The following is a 19,507-nucleotide window of genomic DNA, read 5'->3' on the forward strand; positions in this document are numbered from 1 at the left end:
TGGCTTATCTGGAACAGTCACCCGCTTTCGACCCCACAATAACCGTATTAGAGGCTTGTTTCAGCACCGATAGCGAGACCGTACGCCTAATCGCCCGCTATGAAGAGATGCTCTCCTCTGGCAATCAGGAGGAACTGGACAAATTGTTTGCCCGGATGGATCTGCATAATGCGTGGGATTACGAACAGCGCATCAAGCAGATATTGACGCAATTAAAGATCACCGATTTTCATCAGAAAATAGGAGAACTCTCCGGCGGACAGGTAAAACGGGTGGCGCTGGCCAATGTGCTGATCAGTGAGCCGGAACTGCTGATCATGGACGAGCCGACCAACCACCTCGACCTGGAGATGGTGGAATGGCTGGAAGAACATCTCACCCGCAACAATATCAGCCTGCTGATGGTGACGCACGACAGGTACTTCCTCGACCGGATATGCAACCAGATCCTGGAGATCGATGAAAAACGGCTCTTTTCCTATAAAGGCAACTACTCCTATTACCTGGAAAAACGGGATGAACGGGTGACGGCACAAAATGCCGAAACGGAAAAAGCCAAAAACCTGCTGAGGAAAGAGTTGGACTGGATGCGCCGGCAACCGCAGGCAAGAGGTACCAAGGCAAAATCACGTATCGATGCGTTCTACTCGCTCGAAGAGAAAGCGCAACAAAAACAGGAAGAGCAAAATATCCGCCTCTCTGCAAAGGGTAGTTATATCGGGAAAAAGATCTTCGAAGCGAAAGAAGTAAGCAAGCGGTTCGGCAACATCAGGATCACCGAAAAATTCAACTACATCTTCACACGCTATGAAAAGATGGGTATCGTGGGAAATAACGGTACCGGAAAATCCACTTTCGTGAAGATGCTGCTGGGAGTCGAAGATCCCGACAGCGGCAGCTTCGATATCGGAGAGACAGTTAATTTCGGCTATTACAGCCAGGAGGGGTTGCAGTTCAACGAACAGACAAAGGTGATCGATGTGGTACGGGACATAGCCGAGGTGATCGATCTGGGCGGCGGCCACCGTCTTACGGCCTCGCAGTTCCTGCAACACTTCCTCTTTCCGCCGGAAAAACAGCATAACTATGTATGTAAGCTCAGCGGGGGTGAAAAGCGGCGTCTTTATCTCTGCACCGTTCTGATCAAAAATCCAAATTTTTTAGTGCTGGACGAACCGACCAACGACTTAGATATTATTACGCTGAATATATTGGAAGAGTATCTTGCCGGTTTCCGGGGATGCCTCATCGTAGTGTCGCACGACCGCTATTTCATGGATAAAGTGGTGGATCACCTGCTGGTGTTCCACGGCGACGCGCAAATCCGGGATTTTCCGGGCAACTATACGCAATACCGGGAATGGAAAGCGGTAGAAGAGAAAAGAGAGGCCGGCCAAACAAAAATCGCCGCATCCGAACAGGAAGCGCCATCACACAGGAAAAGGCCTGAAGAGAAGAAAAAACTCTCATTCAAAGAAAAACAGGAGTTCGAAACGCTGGAACAGGAGATCGAACAAATGGAAGCGGAAAGGGAACGTATCGGCGAAGAACTCTCCTCCGGGGATCTGTCCACAGAAGAACTGATGAGTAAGTCGAACCGGCTGTCGGAACTCATCGGCCTCATTGATGAAAAAACGATGCGTTGGCTCGAACTAAGCGAACGCGATTGATAATTTAGAAATGGAGTACAACGAACTATTTGCCCGTACCGAACTGCTGATCGGCAGGGAAGCGATGCAGTCGCTAGCGGGTAAAAAAGTGATCCTTTTCGGCGTCGGCGGCGTCGGCAGTTGGTGTGCCGAAGGGCTGGTCCGCAGCGGGATCATGCACCTCACGATCGTCGACTCAGACAAAGTGGCCATTGCCAACAGCAACCGTCAACTGCCCGCTACTACCCAGACCATCGGTGAGTTGAAAGTAGAGGTACTGAAGAAACGGCTCCGGGAAATCAATCCCTTCGCGACCATCAACGCCATTCCGGAAATCTATAGCGCCGACTCCGCCCCGTCATTCCGGCTGGAACAGTACGATTACGTTATCGATGCCATCGACTCACTCTCTCACAAGACCCATTTGCTCACCACAGCTTCGGAGAGCGGAGCGACCGTCTTCTCTTCCATGGGGGCAGCACTCAAAATAGATCCGCAACAGATCCGGGTAGCCGAATTCTGGAAAGTACGCGGCTGCAAGCTGGCATCGGCATTGCGTGAACGCATGCGCAAAGGAATGAAACCGCAAAAACCGATCCTGTGTGTCTATAGTGAAGAGCGGCTCTCCAACAAAGGAAAGGAAGCCCTGACCGATGCCGATGAGAAGGGCAGTTTCCGTAAAGCACAGACCAACGGCACCATGGTGCAGGTAACTGCCGTCTTCGGCTTCACCCTCTCGGGCCTGGTAATTCAGGATATCATGAAAAACGGGAATTCCGGTAACCAATCACCATTCTTTTAACTTTCGATGGTAATGGATTGAATGATCCTATCCGCAACCTGCTTCGCTACCTCATCTTTTCTTTTCATAAAAAAGGAGACTTGCCATGCATTAAGCTCCGACATAAGAAGGATATTTATAAACTCTATATCAAATGAGTCTTGGGTGTAAGATCCTCTTTGGATCACTCCGGGTATATTGTTGGTTGAAAAGGGATCCTCTTTGTATATAAAATTAGTAACACCCGGATTATTCTTCATCCCGCTGATGCTACCATCGGCACCTCCCCGAAAATCCAGTTGTCCTATTTCGGGTTTATATTTTATCGTATTGACCATCACTCTGAAATCTTCAGAAGAATTTTCAAACGTCTCCATCTTTTCAATAAGCGCTGTCACCGCCCCATCCAAAGGCAGTTCCTCACCCGATGCCTGCAGTTCCCATGGTGTTTCAAGTGTCAATCCGAAATTGCCGTATGGCTTCCTGATCCATTGATTTTCTAATATCTCCACATTGGTCTTCTTGCTATTCTTGATAGCCTTTACCGCGGAACTACCCGCCCAGCCGCCAAAGGAGGCAGACAGTGCAGTAATAACCACTATCACTATCTTTTCTTTGAGTGGTCTTGACCTTAATATGTTCTTTCTCTTTTTAGCAGATGATGCGGATACAATTTGCTCTTCGACTACACCTACAGACTGCTTATAGTCTTCCAATGTTTTTCCGGCATTCCTTTGTTTCCATTCGGTAAAATTATTACTCATCCTTTTTCCGCATGCGGCACAGAACACCATATATTCAGAGGTGATCTCGTTGAGATGATTGCAATGATTACAACGCAAATAAGATTTCATACGATTGATATTGTGTATAAATTCAGTGGCGAAATTAATTATTATTTCCGAAATATTGAAAATATTTTTTAATCAATAACCTAAAAAATATGGATGAGAAATTGAAGTATCTATCAATGGAGTTTACAGACAGATAGAAGCAACGGTTTTCCATTATTTTTTACTACTTTTGTGTCTCTAAAACAGCAATGTCAAGATATGCATATCGAGAATAATCTTCAGGGTGTCATTATCCGCGCAATAAAAGAACTTTATCACTTAGACGTAGAAACGTCGCAAATCACGCTTCAAAAAACAAAGAAAGAGTTTAAAGGGCACTACACGCTCGTCACCTTCCCTTTGCTAAAAATCTCCCGGAAGGAACCGGAAGAGACGGCACAGGAAATAGGTTCCTGGTTAACGGAAAAAGCAGATATAGTCTCCGGATTCAATGTAATCAAAGGATTTCTGAATCTGGAAATTACGGCAGAAGCCTGGCTCCGATTACTGGAACAGATCGACAGAGAACCTGATTACGGTTTCACACCTGTAGCGGATGATGCACCACTCTATATGATAGAGTACTCTTCCCCCAACACCAATAAACCATTGCACCTGGGGCATGTGCGAAACAACCTCCTGGGACATTCGTTATGTGAAGTATTGGAAGCCAACGGTAAGCGGGTGGTAAAGACCAATATTGTGAACGACCGGGGCATCCATATCTGCAAATCGATGCTGGCATGGCAGAAATGGGGCGACGGCGAGACGCCCGAATCCTCCGGCAAGAAAGGGGATCACCTGATCGGCGACTACTATGTGCTGTTCGACAAAAAATATAAAGAAGAACTGGCCTCATTACAGGATAAAGGCGTGTCGAAAGAAGAAGCGGAGGAGCAGTCGCAACTGATGGCGGAAGCCCGCGAAATGTTACGTAAATGGGAAGCCGGCGACGAAGAGACCGTCAACCTGTGGAAGCGGATGAACGACTGGGTATATGCCGGCTTTGACGAGACTTACCGCCGTATGGGAGTGTCGTTCGATAAGATATACTACGAGTCTGAAACCTACCTTGCCGGAAAAGAAGAGGTGCTGCGGGGCCTGAATGAAGGGCTTTTCTACCGTAAAGAAGATGGTTCGGTATGGGCCGACCTTACCCCTTACGGGCTGGATCACAAATTGCTGCTGCGTGCCGACGGCACATCGGTCTATATGACACAGGATATCGGCACTGCCAAGCTGCGCTTCGACGACTATCCTATCGATACCATGATCTATGTAGTAGGAAATGAACAGAACTACCACTTCCAGGTACTTTCTATCCTGCTCGATATGCTTGGCTTTGATTTTGGAAAAGGACTGGTACACTTCTCTTACGGCATGGTGGAACTGCCCGAAGGGAAAATGAAATCACGCGAAGGAACAGTGGTGGATGCCGACGACCTGATGAAGGAGATGGTCGAAACTGCCCGTGAAACATCGGAAGAGCTGGGTAAGCTGGAGGTTGTGCCTGCCGAAGAAGCGGATAAAATCGCGGAGATGGTCGGCATGGGAGCCCTCAAATACTTTATCCTGAAGGTAGATCCGAAGAAGAATATGACCTTCAACCCGAAGGAATCCATCGATTTCAACGGAAATACGGGACCGTTTATCCAATACACGCACGCACGTATACAGTCCGTACTGCGCAAGGCAGGCGAACAAGGCATCGCCGTTCCTGAAAGGCTGGAAAACACTCTTTCCCTTTCGGAAAAAGAGGAAGGCTTGGTACAGTTGCTCGCAGAATTCGATGCGGTCGTAAAGCAAGCAGGTGCCGAATACAATGTTTCCCTTATCGGTAACTATGTCTATGAACTGGCAAAAGAGTTCAATCAGTTTTACCACGACTTCTCCATTCTTCGTGAAGAGAACGCCTCGTTACGCGATTTCCGGTTGATCCTGTCTAAAAATATAGCCCTGGCCATCAAAAAAGGAATGAAACTGTTTGGCATAGAAGTACCTGAGAGGATGTAGCACTTGATTGAAGAGCTTATTCAGCCCGGGATTTACCCTATAGGAAACGCCATGAGCAAAACAAAGATCCATAGAAGCATCTTTCTTCTTACCATCCTGTTTTTCTGGAATACAGGCAGCGTATGGTCACAGTTCTACCCCGACTCGGTTTCCCGTGACCAGCCAGCCCTTATTCACCGGTTGGAGATAGGAACCCGTCCCGGGTACATCATTCCCACCAATAAATTCCTAAGGGGAGAGAACGGGCAATCCCGGCCGATCAGATATGCCCTTTCCTCTCACCTGAAATACGCCTTCCAATTCCATCCGGACAGCCGTACCGGGCAGATCTACCGGGGCGCTTACCAGGGGATCGGTTTTGCCTATTACAACTTTGAAAATTCCCGGGAGATTGGAAATCCGAAAGCGGTCTACCTGTTCCAGGGAGCCACTCTTGCCGACATTTCCCCCCGTTTATCGTTCGATTACGAATGGAATTTCGGGCTGTCGACCGGATGGAACCCTTACGATTATGAAAAAAATCCCTATAACGGCATGGTAGGATCGAAGATCAATGCCTATATGAATGTGAATTTTTATGTAAGGCAATACCTATCCCGGCATTTCGACCTGATCTACGGGATCACCCTCACCCATTTCTCCAACGGGAACACCAAATTTCCCAATGCAGGCCTCAATGCGGCGGATATAAAAGCGGGAATCACCTATAATATCAACCGGCAAGTAAACTATCTCTCGCAGGGTTTACCAGGTTACTCCTCCCTTATACGGGATTTTCCCCGCCATGTCAGTTACGACGTGGTATTATTCGGATCCTGGCGCCGCAAAGGGGTCGTCTTCAATAATGAGCCAATAGCGTCACCCGATAAGTATACCGTATTGGGATTCAATATCAACCCCATGTATAATCTGGGGTATAAACTTCGGGTAGGGGCATCGCTGGATGGAGTGTACGACAGCAGCGCCAATATATATACCGAGGATTATATCATTGATCCGGGAGGATACAACCCCGGATATACATTTTATAAACCTGCTGTGAACAAACAATTAGCTTTAGGGCTTTCCGCACGGGCAGAATATGTGATGCCCTATTTCGACGTAGGAATGGGGATCGGAGTTAACCTGCTGCATGGCGGTGGCGACCTGAAAGGGCTTTACCAGATACTGGCCCTGAAAATAAAAGTTACCCGCCATTCGTTCATCCATATCGGATATAACCTGCAGAATTTCGACACGCCGAACTACCTGATGTTAGGCCTCGGCCTCCGGCTGAACAACCAACATCACCGGCATTGAATTAAGGAAGGTGAGATTGATTGATGTGTTGATTTACTGATGATTTTTTACTTTTAACTTTTAGTTTTCAGTTTACAAAAGTCTTGACTTTTGATTTCAAATAAAAGATATGAAGATAAAAAAATTAATAGTCGTTTTTTCCCTGGCAGGCAGCATCGCGTTAGCCTGGGGCCAGAATCCCGCATTAAAAACGCACTACACTTCCCCTGCAACGAATTGGGAGAATGAGGCCTTGCCTTTGGGTAACGGACACATAGGCGGAATGGTTTTTGGCGGTGTCGCCATCGATGTCATTCTTGTGAATGAGAAAACATTATGGTCGGGTGGACCGGGAAAAAATCCCAACTACGACGGCGGACATCTGAGAACCCCTGCCGAAAATCATCAAACTTTGCAAAGCATAAGAAATGCTTTGCAGGAAAAAATGACGGATTTTACTGCAAAACACGCTGCCAAAATAGATGAAAACAGAATAGTAACTGTGAGTGATTACACTCCCGAGGACGCTGAATTAAAAACCAATATTCGGAATCTGATGGGAACCAAAGAAGATTTTGGCTCTTATCAACAGTTGAGCAATATCAATATCGCCTATAATTCGGCGACGGCCCCTGAATATACCCATTACTCACGCGAATTAGATATCGACAATGCGATTGCTAAAACTGCTTATCATCAAAACGGAGTAACCTACACGCGTGAATATTTCATCAGCCACCCCGATAATGTAATAATTATTCACCTCACAGCTGATAAAACAGGTTCCATTTCACGCACATTTTATTTTACATCGCCGCAGGAAAGCATCAATGTGAGTGCGGCGAATAATGTAATTACATTGGAAGGTAAGCCGGCCGATCACGGCGACAATGGATTGAAATTTGCCCAGCAAATGATGATTATCCCCACAGGCGGAACGATGAGCAATGACGGCAGCAAAATAACGGTTGAAAATGCCGATGAAATAGTATTGATCTCTTCGGCTGCAACAAATTATCAGCAGTCAATGGATACTGATTTTAATTATTTTTCAAACGTTAACCCACGCATAACCGTTGAAAACACCATAAGAAAAGCCGCTCAAAAAACTTATGCCCGGTTGCTGGAAACACACGTACAGGATTACAGATCCCTGTACGACAGGATGAGCGTTTCGTTCAGGAATGCTGACAATACGGACAATAAGCCCACTGACGAACTATTGGAAGGATATAAAAACAATGCCAATACGGCTGCGGAAAATTTATACCTCGAACAGTTGTATTATCAATTCGGACGATATTTATTGATTTCTTCTTCCCGAAAAGGCTCATTGCCGGCAAATCTCCAGGGGATCTGGGCAGAGGGATTAACCCCGCCGTGGGACGCCGATTATCATACCAATATCAATTTGCAAATGAATTACTGGCTGGCGCAACAAACCAACCTGTCCGACTGCCATATACCGGTAATTAAATATACGGAAAGCCTTGTTCCGCGCGGAACGTTTACCGCTCAACATTATTATTGCAAACAAGACGGGAGTCCGGTGAGAGGCTGGGTCATACATCACGAAAACAATATCTGGGGAAATACCGGTCCCGGAAACTGGTACCAGGGATTTTATTTTCCAGCTGCCGCCGCCTGGATGTGTCAGGATATCTGGGAGTATTATCAGTTCAATCAAGACCGAGAGTTCCTGGAAAAATATTACCGGATTATGGAAGATGCCGCCCTGTTTTGGGTAGATAATTTATGGCGTGATTCCCGCGACGGAACACTCGTGGCAAATCCGTCTTATTCGCCTGAGCATGGTCCCTATTCACTCGGAGCATCGGCCGACCAGGCCATTATATGGGAATTGTTCGATATGGTTATTAAGGCAGGCGATGTGTTAGGGAAGAACACCCCGGAAATTCAAGAGATAAAAACGGCGAAAAGCCGGTTAGCAGGGCCTCAGATCGGTCTTGCCGGACAATTCATGGAGTGGAAAGATGAATTGTCGATGGATATTACCGGTGACAACGGGCATCGCCACGTCAACCATTTGCATTGGTTACATCCCGGAAGCAGGATTGTTTTGGGTAGAAGTATACAGGAAGCCTTATATGCACAGGCGATGCAAACCACGTTGAATACGCGTGGTGATGGCGGAACAGGCTGGAGTAAAGCGTGGAAGATCAATTTTTGGGCACGGCTCCATGACGGTAACCGTTCTCATAAATTGGTACAGGAGATATTGAAAGAGTCAACATTGACCAACCTGTTCGATACACACCCGCCTTTCCAGATCGACGGGAACTTTGGTGCTACTTCGGGAATGACCGAGATGCTTGTACAAAGCCATGGAGGTTACATCGAAATATTGCCGTCGCTTCCCGATGCCTGGGCAACCGGCAGTTTCAAGGGCATAAAAGCACGTGGAAATTTTGAAATAGCTGCGGAATGGAATGATGGCAAAATTACATCATTGAAAATCACCTCTGAGTCGGGAAATGACTGCGTAGTGAAATGCAACGGGAAAACACTCTCTTTTCCAACTATCGCTGGAAAGACCTATGATTTGAGCAATAAAACAAAGTTTTAATCATATCAAACAGAAATCATACTGATTCCACAACCTGCATAAAGGAATACTGATAATCTGTCCCTAACGAAGACTTATATATATTACAAAAATTATCATATACGGTTTTTGCAAGCCCTATTTTACTCTGTTGGTAAAGAATGGAACATTTTATCTGTAATGCTTCCTCGCTAAGGAAATCGTGTTGGAACAAAGTATCCGCTATTTTTAATTTCAGAGAGTCAGTCAAATCGAATTTTTTCAAAATTCTACACAAAAAATCAATGGCCGTGTTGGCGAAATCGTTTTTGAAGGTATCTATCCAATCAGCTTCCATATTGGGTAGCATTCCTCCTCTTGTGAGCAACTCCAACATTTTTTCTAAATCCTGATTACCTTTTTCTTCAAAAAGCTTCATTATTTCCAAATAATCACACAAGGTGTCATCCTCTATCTGGATTCTCCAATAGCTGTTTTGATTGATAATTTTTAAATCCCCGATCTCCTCGAGTATTGTTCTCAGCTTACTCATATAAACGTTCCGGTTGTTTTTGGCAGCTTCTTCGGATTTGTCATACCACAGCAACTGAATCAATTTGTGGCCGCTGATCCCCTTTGAATCTTTGGCGGAATAGCAAACGAGTGCAATCAACAAAGATTGAAGCGTCGGTGAAAACAAAGAGGTTATATCATTTCCTTTTTTATCGAATGCCCTGAACCTGCCAAAAAAACAGATACATCCCTGGGTAAAATTGTAATATTGCCGGGTTGGCTCTTCCTCAAAAGCGGGGGTGAGGATAGCGGCCACCACTTCGCGTGGAACTTTGACTTCTTCTTTTTGCCCGGTTCTTTTCTTTTTTCGATAATAATATACAGAGGCTAAAACTGTTATGCCGAGAAAAAAAAGTCCGAGCAGGCAGTTCCGTTTTTTCCGGAACCGCTTTTGCTCTATTCCTGTAGGGCTCTGTTGCACAGATTTAACCGAAACGGGCGGATAATCTATTTCGTATATTTCCAAAGTCGACTCTCCACTCACTTGTGAAAGTAGAATGGATGCATACAGTTTTTGCTGTCCGGGTGCGAAAAACAAATTTGTATAGATGTAATGAGTGTTGAAGCTAATTCCAATCGGCAAAGACATCGGCTCTAATGCCGTATGCATCGTATCTATCTTCATCAACACTCCACCCGATTGCGAAGTGAAAACGTAAAAACATTGATTTTTGCTATCGTAAATCATATTTTCACTCGGTATGAATTCCCCGTTTTCGGGACTTCCCCCCAATGACCACAGGTGTTTTACTGTTTTGTCGGTCAAATTTACCGAATACAGGTCGTAATAGTTGCGGGGGGACAACTCCTGCCGTCCCGTAGGAGATCCGCGACCGCCGAAAATATACAGGTTTTTGTCCACGAGCACAGAGGCGGGCGAGTAGCGAGGATCAATAGCCGACAACTGCACGCGCTGTGGCTGCTTGTTCTCATGCAAAGGATAGCAGAAAAGTAACTCGTTATTATAAAGATAATGTCCATATCCTCCAAAGCTGATCAGTGCCGAATCGGCCGGGTTGAAAACAACGGTGCTATTCCAATAATCATGGTCTGCCGTAGGTGCTTTTTGGCTTTTCCACATGCTCTGGGTTAAATCGAAAACGGAATAAATATCCTCGGTCAGGTTATAAGACACTAATTGTTGTTCCGAAGAAATGTAAATCAGTTGATTGGGCGCGTTTGCCGCGTATTCCCCCCCTCTTATCATTGATGTATCCACCTCTATTCCATTCCCTTTATTTTTTGAGGAAGGGGAAAAGGTATAAATTTCCGTATTTGTCGTGATGAAAAATTTGTCTCCTATGGAATCAAAAGCAATAGCGGGTGCTGTGTCCAGCGCTTGTTCATAAATTTTTCGCCAGGTAATATAATCATCCATTATCCATTGCGTGTTTTTACCCACGGCAGGTACACCCGCAATTTCGTCGTAGCAAATATCGCCGGCGTGTTGCTCCATTCTCCAAAGGCGTATTCCCTCCTTGTCCCTTTTCAGACTGACATTTTTTATATTCACAGAGGCAATGTCATCCAGGACAAATCCCTCAAATGGACAACGTCCGAAAGCAATCCGCACACTTTTCGTACCTTTCAGTTTTTCGTGCGTCATTTCTATTTCTTCGCCGTCGTATTGCAATACAATTTGTCCGCTTTTGGAATTGAGCGATAGCGTTACATTCAGCCAGGTTTCCACCCTCGCTTGTTTTTGAATAGGGAAAACTTCTTCTCCTACCAATAAGAAAGGTAAACGAATGTCGTTTTCACTTACACTATACATTAAATCTATGTTTTCATTGTCATTCGTAATCACACGAAACACCGTACCGAAAACATTATCTCCCCTGACCCACAAGTCGAAGTTCAAATCCAATTGCTTTCCCTCTGTTTTTATGGGCATACCATTCTCTAAAATCATACTCGTAAAACGGGGAACGGGCAACGGATAAGACCGAATATGAAGTCCATACTCGGAAATATTCGCGTTGATGTAAATGCAGCTTAATAATATCAGAGTAATAAGCAATATATTTCTCATCACAGATAATCTTAAGATCGAATAAAAAACCGGTTAGCCAGTCCATAAGAACTGCATGTAACTTTTCGATTCAAATGTAAGAAGAGAATCTCTTATTATAAATAAATTTTCGAACTTTCTTTCAGGCGCTATTTTCGGAGTGCTATATATTATTGATCATTAACAAAATAATATTTATATTATTGCGCTTTTATATATTGTATTTTTTACATATATTCCGCGTTGTCGTGCGGTACATACCTATCTGGCAGCATGTATAATACAACTACCTTCCATCCTATTTCCGATTTTGCCACGAATTACACTCACACATCTTACTGCTATCGCAAAACCAGGGAGTTACCCTCTTCAAAAAACCGATAAATCACTTAGCAGAAGTGAAATTCAACTACCTCCCACACAAAAAGTTCAACTAACCTTTAAAGAATGCTTTCGAAACATCTCAATTTTTCCTTTCTTGACTACGGAAAATGTTAAAATCTAAAATAATCAGATCATCTTTGGTTAATTAATACAATTTTAATGTGTTTTTTAATGACTGCCGGACATCTTTGTGAAACTTCTTTTCAAACAACAGGCCAAAATCCGGTGTTGTCGGGTACGGATTCAGTAGGCAAAGTTAGTTGAAAAAATGAAATGAAATGAAATCAAATAATACATAAACAAAAATTTAAATCGATGCCGATATGAAAATTTAATCTAATTCAGTAAAAATTATTCTATCGGTGACATTACTCTTAGTTCTTATTTTACCCACTTATTAATTAAATGTTATGAACAAACAATTTTTCTGTATGCTCCTCATTGGAGCTCTGGTTCTTTCAACGGGAACTTTCGTTTCATGTAGCGACGATAATGACGACCTGGACTCAAGATTGACTGTTGTTGAGGGTATGATTCGGGAAGTAAAAGAACAATTGGAAAACCTTCCGGCAGGTTCAACCATTACAAGTGCCACGCAAAACAACGGTATTTGGACTTTGGTGCTCAGCAGTGGGCAAACGATCACGATCAACCCGTCTGCCGGTGGAGGAGGTGCTTCTCTGGAGGTTGTGGAAAAAGAGAACAGCATCGTTATCACTGTGGATGACAAGGAATACGAATTGCCCCTTGGCCCGGGATTCCGCTCATTGGTTTACGCTCCCGAATTTACCGATGGCGAGGTTCATACCGGTTCCAATGGTAGGGCAACCGTTAGATTCCTCGTTAAACCTGCGCTCACGGAGGCCACACTTGAAAATGCAGTTTTTGCTATCGGCGCAGCGCATGAGCTTCAGACGCGTTCGGCAAGGGATCTATTCAACGTTGATGGCGACGTAACGCTTGATGGCGACTACATCGATGTACCTGTCCGCGCATTAGACGCCGAGACAGCCGGCAAAACTTACGCCGTCGTGCTTCAAATGAGCCTGGGTGGTACTGTTTACGTGTCCAACTATTTCAACCTGGTAGTTTCGGGCGATTTCACAGGTACACCGGAAGAGATCGTTGAAGCGAAACTTATCGGTGCGGTTACCGACTATACCGAGTTGGAGAATGGTTTCTCTACAGCCACTTTACCGGAGCCCACGGTCGATGTCCTGGGTACATTCAACTTCAAAGACCTTTTCGCTGAACTTCCCCAGGGTACGGTTAAATTCGAATTAGGTGCAAGAGCACTTCAGAACGACAATGTTACGAACCACTACGATGTATTCCGCAATGCCCTCTCGGCTGACGGAACATGGGAATTGAAAGCGCGTCCGGGCACGAACGGCAACGCGCCCAACGGCGAACAAAACAGCGGTATCCTCATCAATGTGATCGTGGACAATGTGATCAAACACAAAATTTATTGGAAAATAGTGGACCCGATTGCGGCACTTCCTGTTGAAGCATTTGCCGGTACGTTTAACGGAAGCCCTCATATTGAATATCCGGAAGACGTTGTATGGGAAAAAGGCGCGCGTCTCTATAATTTTAACAAAGAATTCACCAAAGGCGATTTCAAACCGATGCACGATGGCGGAAACTTCGTCCAGGCTTTCGGGAACTACGAGGTATCAGTAGGGAGTGATTATCTCATATACAACGACGGGGAAGAGCTTCAACTTGGCGAACTCGGGGAAAAATTAGCCAAGCATTCAAGAGGTCTGTATTGGGGAAACCGTCAATCATCCATTGCCGCTTCGCAACGTCGCAACCTCGACATTCCCGATGAGCAGAAAGGTAATGGCGAAATCATTGGAGGCTATGACGGTATCTCCACCGATGAAATGTGGAATACTTTCGGATTCCGTATAATCAATACAGGTCTCGAAATGTCGGACAGCTACGGTGGAAATGCACTTCGTGTAGGTGTGGGTTTAAGTTATGAGTATGCTTATGGAGAAAGATCTATTGGCCATAACGGAGCACTGGTTTTCCTTTGGATCAACCGTCGTGTCAGTCCGGCAGATGTAACCGATCCTACTCCAAGGTAAGAGTAAAATATTCGGATAAGGGGGCTGTCTCGACAGCCCAACAAAGAAGCCTTCCCAAAGGATGAGATATTCTCTTCCTTTGGGGAAATGAGAGGGAGCTTATAAAAAATAATTGTACCATTGAATAAATATTAATTGAATAATATGATAAAAAAAAGATATGTATCCACTTCACTGAAGTCGATGGTGATCATGCTTTTTTGCCTCATGGCTACATTCCCGATACTTGCCCAGCAGCGAACCGTGAATGGGACGGTGGTCGATGCCCTCGGCGAATCGATTATCGGAGCAAGTGTGAGGGTAGAAGGCACAATGCGCGGAACGGCGACGGACATTGATGGAAAATTCTCAATAGAAGCCGCACCCAATGAAATGTTAAGGATATCTTACATTGGCTATGACGATATGGTTGTGGCGGCTTCTTCTACCACCCTCAACATCGTGTTGCAGGAAGACACCCAAACTTTGGAAGAGGTGGTAGTAGTAGGGTACGGGACCCGCAGAAAAGAAACGCTTACGGGTGCCGTCGCCGCTGTTACGGCTTCGGAAATCGTAGTTACGAAAAACGAGAACGTGGTAAATATGCTCTCGGGTAAACTTCCGGGCGTGCGTATCTCACAAAGAAGCTCTCAGCCGGGAGAGTTCGATAATGCGATCGACATTCGCGGTATGGGTACGCCACTTATTGTGGTGGACGGTATTCCGCGTGACCAGGCATATTTCTCCCGTATGGACGCCAGTGAAATTGAAAGTGTATCGGTGTTGAAAGATGCTTCGGCAGCTATCTATGGTGTACGTGCGGCAAACGGTGTGATCCTTGTTACAACCAAACGCGGTACTTCTGCTACTACGGGTAAGTTTGACATTACGTTCTCTACCAACTATGGTTTCCAGTCGTTCCTCTATATGCCCGAAACGGCCGACGCTGTAACGCACATGTTGTTGATGAACGAAAAAGAGTTGAACAACAATTTCGGTCGCAACTATTTTCATCTTGCCCCCCCTCGTTACACTTACGACCAGATGTTTGAATACAGCACAGGCCTGAGGCCAAGTACAAACTGGACGAATGAATTGTTTGACAAAGTATCGCCTCAGCAGCAACACAATCTTTCGGTGAATGGCAACTCGGACAAGATCGATTACTTCTTCAACCTAGGTTATATGGAGCAAATGGGTGCTTACAAAAGCAAATCGTTGAATTATGACCGCTGGAACTTCCGAGGCAATGTCGATGCCCGCATTACCGACCGTTTGAGTGCTTCTGTTATGTTGAGCGGTTACATGGACGAAAGAAATCAACCGTTTACCGATATCTGGGCAGTGTATAAAAAGGCATGGACTTATCGCCCGACTTCGGAAGCATGGGTGGACGGCGATCACGATCTTCCTGCATACGATACGGAAATGTTGGAGAGTGAAAACCCCGTTGCCGCTATCAACAGCGACTTTACAGGATATCGTCAGGTAAAACGTACGAACTTCAACGGTGCACTGGCTTTGACCTACGACATTCCGGGCATTGAAGGACTTAACGCACGTGCTTTCTATAGCTACGACTACAATGCACAGAACAATACTTCCCGTCAGCGTACTTACTACCTGTATAACCGCCAGGACGACGGAACGCTTCAACAGTTTGCCCGCAACAGTCCGGGCAACCTGGAACGCAGAACCGAACTCGGCTACAGTACTATAATGCAGTTGTCGCTCAACTATGCCAACAAATTCGGCGATCACAATGTGGGCGGTATGGTGTTGTTTGAAGAGCAATACAACTTCTGGGACAGTTTCTATGCCCGTCGTAATATGTTTTTCGATAGCGACTACCTGTTTGCCGGAGATGAAGAAGATCAGGTCGGCGGAATGGGCGGTGTAGGCGACAATGCCCGTCAGGCTATCGTGGGCAAAGCCAATTATGACTATAAGTCGAAATATATCATCGACTACTCATTCCGTTACGACGGCTCATCCCGCTTCCCGAAAGCCACACGCTGGGGATTGTTCCAATCGCTGTCCGCAGGCTGGAGATTAAGTGAAGAGGGCTTTATCAAAGAACGTATTCCGTTCCTTACCAATATGATGCTCCGTGCCTCTATCGGTAAATTGGGAGATGACGGCTCGGCAGGGAACTATCCTTCAACGATCGTGGGTTATAACCTGACAGCCGACAGAGGTTGGTATTACAACGGCGTATTTATGACTTCCGTGAATCCAACGGCTATTCCTAACCCTAACCTCACGTGGTACACCGCTACCACGGAAAACGCAGGTATCGACTTCAACTTGTGGAACCAAAAATTGACAGGCACTATGGAAGTGTTCAGACGTACCCGCAAAGGCTTGTTGAGAACACCGGAAGTACAACTCCCCGGTTCGGTAGGAGCCAATATGCCCCAGCAAAACCTCGAGAGCGACCGTACATTCGGGTGGGAGATCAGTCTGGGACACAGGAACCGTTGGCAAGGTATCACCTATTGGGTAAACGGGCAGATTTCGGCTACCAAGAACAGATGGATCTATCGTCTTGACAGTCCTGCCGGAAACTCAATGGAAAACTGGTATCGTCAGGATGTATCAGGACGTAACCGCGACATTTGGTTCGCCATACAAGAAGCAGGACGCTTCACGAGCTTAGACCAGATCCGCAACCAGCATAACACCACCGGCGGCAACTTCCACCAGGGGTCTCTTCCGGGCGACTATTATTATCTCGACTGGAATGGCGACGGTGTGATCAATGATCAGGATAGGTTCCCGGTGGCTACCTACAACCTGCCGACTTTCAACTACGGGATCAATGGGGGTGCTGCCTGGAAGAACATCGACTTCTCGATGAACTGGCAAGGTTCGGCAGGGGTTTACAGCCAATATGACGAGGTATTTACGGAAGTAGGTCCGTTCGACGGGGGTGCGGCATTGAGTATGTACACGGACCGTTGGCACACGCCAAATGCGTGGGATGATCCCTGGCATCCGGATACACAATGGATAGAGGGTTATTATCCTGCCACGGGTCGCCCGTTCAATACAGGAACTACCGGGATCAAAAACACTTCATACATTCGTTTGAAATCGCTCGAAATAGGTTACTCGCTGCCTAAGGCCTGGGTAACAAAAGTGAATGTGAATGATATTCGTTTCTATGTGAATGGATACAACCTGTTGACATTCTCGGGAATGAAATATATGGATCCGGAGCGTCCGGGAACGCGGGGAGGCGCTAATACCAACACCGATGGCAGTACCAACACCAATACCAGTGTCTTGTTCTACAACTATCCGGTGAACCGTGTGATCAATATTGGTGCGATATTGAAATTTTAATAGAAGAATAATTATAATGACAATGAGAAAAAATAATATATATATATTGTTCGTGGCAGTTATTCTCGGGTTTACAGTTTCATCCTGCCATGATCTGGAGTTGGAGCCAAAAGGTATTTTTGACGAGGGTACGCTGTTTAATTCCGACTACGGGATCAGAACCTACCTCGGGGCTATTTACAACGAACTTCCGATAGAAGACCTCAATTATTACCATAACAGGGGATACGCTTCAGGAAACGACATCGGGAACTATTGGGAGGCGCAAAAGAACAGCCCCGCAGTGCTTGGGGCCGAAGCGGCAGGACGAAGAGATGGGGACGGTACGCCTGAATATTGGCCCTATGAGCGCATCCGCCGTATCAACAATTTTATCGAAGCCATACCCGACTATTCGGCTTTTCACTCAGAGGAACAGATCAATGAATATTTAGGCGAAGCACATTTCCTGCGTGCGTTCTATTACTTTGGTATGGTAAAACGTTACGGCGGTGTTCCGATCATCAGGGAGGTACAAGACCCGGCTGCCCCGCTCGAAGAGTTATGGACACCACGTTCTACCGAATATGATTCCTGGAAATTTATCTACGAAGACCTGAAGTTCGCGATGGAAAATATGGCCGGGACAAGTGTTACCGGAAGAGCCAATCGCTACTCTGCGGCAGCGCTTATGACACGTGCAATGCTGTATGCAGGGTCTACGGCTAACTATTTCGAGACGTTGAATATTACCGCCGGACCGGCTATCAATGCGGGACTCATGGGTATGCGGCGTGAGCAGGCTGCGGAGTTTTACCAATATGTGGTCGAAGCTGCCCATTTTATCCAGGAAGGGGGTTATCGTTTGCACGACGGTGCAAACAAAGAGATAGCCTTTACCGAAGTGTTTACCGAAGATCTGAATGGCGTAGAGGATCTTTTTGTAAAACTATTCGGTCCGTACGGCAATCAATCCATCTACAACTCGCGATTGAATCACTCCTGGGACTCAATGGTGTTACCACTTGGTACAGGTTTGGCAAGCGACGTAGGTTCGGCGCTTCACCCGGCCTGGGATTTGATAAAACTCTATCAAATGCCGGCGCTTGCCGAAGAAAATGAGAACGGAGACTTAGTGCCTGTCCGTTTCAATAGTCTGAACGATCTTTGGCAATCGGAAGAAATGGAGCCACGCGCAAGGGGAACTTTCTTCTTCTCGGGTATGACCGAGCTGGCTTCCGGAGAGGTCATGGATCTGCAGGCAGGTGTATACCGCAGATTCCCCGGCACTCTTGCCGATGCGACCGCCGATGCGCAGACCAACGACTATATGGAACAGTATCGCATCAGAACCCACGCGGGTAGAGGAGAAATTGACATACAGACGGTTGATGGTGTACCTGGCGTAAAAATCAACGGCTTGTATGGTCTGTCTTTGTCGGGAGGTGATGAAGGTCGCTCCACCACGGGTGTTTTTATCCGCAAATATGTGAATCCCAGGGCAACCGCAGGCGAACGCGGACTTTACCGAAGCAGCACGCCGTTCAAAGTATTCCGTTACGCGGAAGTGCTTTTGAACCGAGCAGAGGCTCTGTATGAGCTGGGACTGTTGACAGGCAACGAATCACAGAAAGCAGAAGCGTTTGTGTATATCAACGAAGTGCGCGCCCGTGCAGGCGCTCGTCCTTATACAATGGTAGCAGCTCCGGAAGACGTGAGTGAAGAGATCAACGCGTTGTATCCGATTGACGAAAATCTGCAATTCATCCGTGACGAGAGAGCCCGCGAGCTTGCCTTCGAAAATCATCGCTTTTTCGACCTTCGCCGCTGGCGCGTGTTACATACGAAAATGGAGAATTTTTATCCACGCGGACTGATGGGTTACTATGTTGTAAATGAAGGTAAATACATCTTTTTGAACGACCGTGAAAAAGAGAACAGAGGCTTGAACTACAACAGGGCCAATTATCATCAACAAATTCCGGGCGGTCAAATCAACAGAAACCCGAACCTCATTCGCAATGATGGACATTAA

10 protein-coding genes are annotated in these 19,507 nt (G+C 46.1%); 8 read left to right on the plus strand and 2 right to left on the minus strand.

From position 1 onward, the window contains the following. Positions 1–1,670 (plus strand): ABC-F family ATP-binding cassette domain-containing protein (locus Q0502_RS01110; protein WP_298646155.1); only part of this gene is annotated, 1,670 nt, incomplete at its 5' end. Positions 1,671–1,680: 10 nt separating this feature from the next. Next, on the plus strand, positions 1,681–2,451 hold the full coding sequence (locus tag Q0502_RS01115) for a tRNA threonylcarbamoyladenosine dehydratase (RefSeq protein WP_298646157.1): 771 nt from the start codon (positions 1,681–1,683) through the stop codon (positions 2,449–2,451). Here Q0502_RS01115 and Q0502_RS01120 read toward each other — a convergent pair. Continuing rightward, positions 2,448–3,284, minus strand: coding sequence for a hypothetical protein (locus Q0502_RS01120; protein ID WP_298646159.1), 837 nt, complete (start codon positions 3,282–3,284; stop codon positions 2,448–2,450). The two genes, Q0502_RS01115 and Q0502_RS01120, sit on opposite strands and share 4 nt — an antisense overlap. A gap of 198 nt (positions 3,285–3,482) precedes the next feature. Between Q0502_RS01120 and argS the strand changes: the two genes are divergently transcribed. The 3 genes from argS (at position 3,483) to Q0502_RS01135 (ending at position 9,141) form a co-directional block, all read left to right on the plus strand. After that, positions 3,483–5,276 carry an arginine--tRNA ligase gene (argS, locus tag Q0502_RS01125; RefSeq protein ID WP_298646161.1) on the plus strand — a complete coding sequence of 598 codons (1,794 nt, stop codon included), beginning with the start codon at positions 3,483–3,485 and terminating at the stop codon, positions 5,274–5,276. A gap of 51 nt (positions 5,277–5,327) precedes the next feature. Beyond that, positions 5,328–6,575: an acyloxyacyl hydrolase gene (locus Q0502_RS01130; protein WP_298646165.1), complete on the plus strand. Its 1,248-nt coding sequence runs from the start codon at positions 5,328–5,330 to the stop codon at positions 6,573–6,575. A gap of 109 nt (positions 6,576–6,684) precedes the next feature. Next, positions 6,685–9,141 carry a glycoside hydrolase family 95 protein gene (locus Q0502_RS01135; RefSeq protein WP_298646167.1) on the plus strand — a complete coding sequence of 819 codons (2,457 nt, stop codon included), beginning with the start codon at positions 6,685–6,687 and terminating at the stop codon, positions 9,139–9,141. A gap of 16 nt (positions 9,142–9,157) precedes the next feature. Here the strand turns inward: Q0502_RS01135 and Q0502_RS01140 are convergent, their stop codons facing one another. Beyond that, positions 9,158–11,566, minus strand: coding sequence for a hypothetical protein (locus Q0502_RS01140; protein WP_298646169.1), 2,409 nt, complete (start codon positions 11,564–11,566; stop codon positions 9,158–9,160). Positions 11,567–12,498: 932 nt separating this feature from the next. Here Q0502_RS01140 and Q0502_RS01145 point away from each other — a divergent pair. The 3 genes from Q0502_RS01145 to Q0502_RS01155 all read left to right on the plus strand — a co-directional run bounded on the left by Q0502_RS01145 (position 12,499) and on the right by Q0502_RS01155 (position 19,507). Then, positions 12,499–14,166, plus strand: a complete 1,668-nt coding sequence (locus tag Q0502_RS01145) for a hypothetical protein (RefSeq protein ID WP_298646172.1) — start codon at positions 12,499–12,501, stop codon at positions 14,164–14,166. A gap of 144 nt (positions 14,167–14,310) precedes the next feature. After that, complete coding sequence (locus tag Q0502_RS01150) at positions 14,311–17,493, plus strand: TonB-dependent receptor (RefSeq protein ID WP_298646176.1); 3,183 nt, start codon at positions 14,311–14,313, stop codon at positions 17,491–17,493. Positions 17,494–17,515: 22 nt separating this feature from the next. Further along, entirely contained in the window at positions 17,516–19,507 is a 1,992-nt protein-coding gene (locus Q0502_RS01155; RefSeq protein ID WP_298646179.1) for a RagB/SusD family nutrient uptake outer membrane protein, read from the plus strand.

It is taken from the genome of uncultured Proteiniphilum sp. (assembly GCF_937873925.1).
In the GTDB taxonomy this organism is placed as follows: Bacteria; Bacteroidota; Bacteroidia; order Bacteroidales; family Dysgonomonadaceae; genus Proteiniphilum.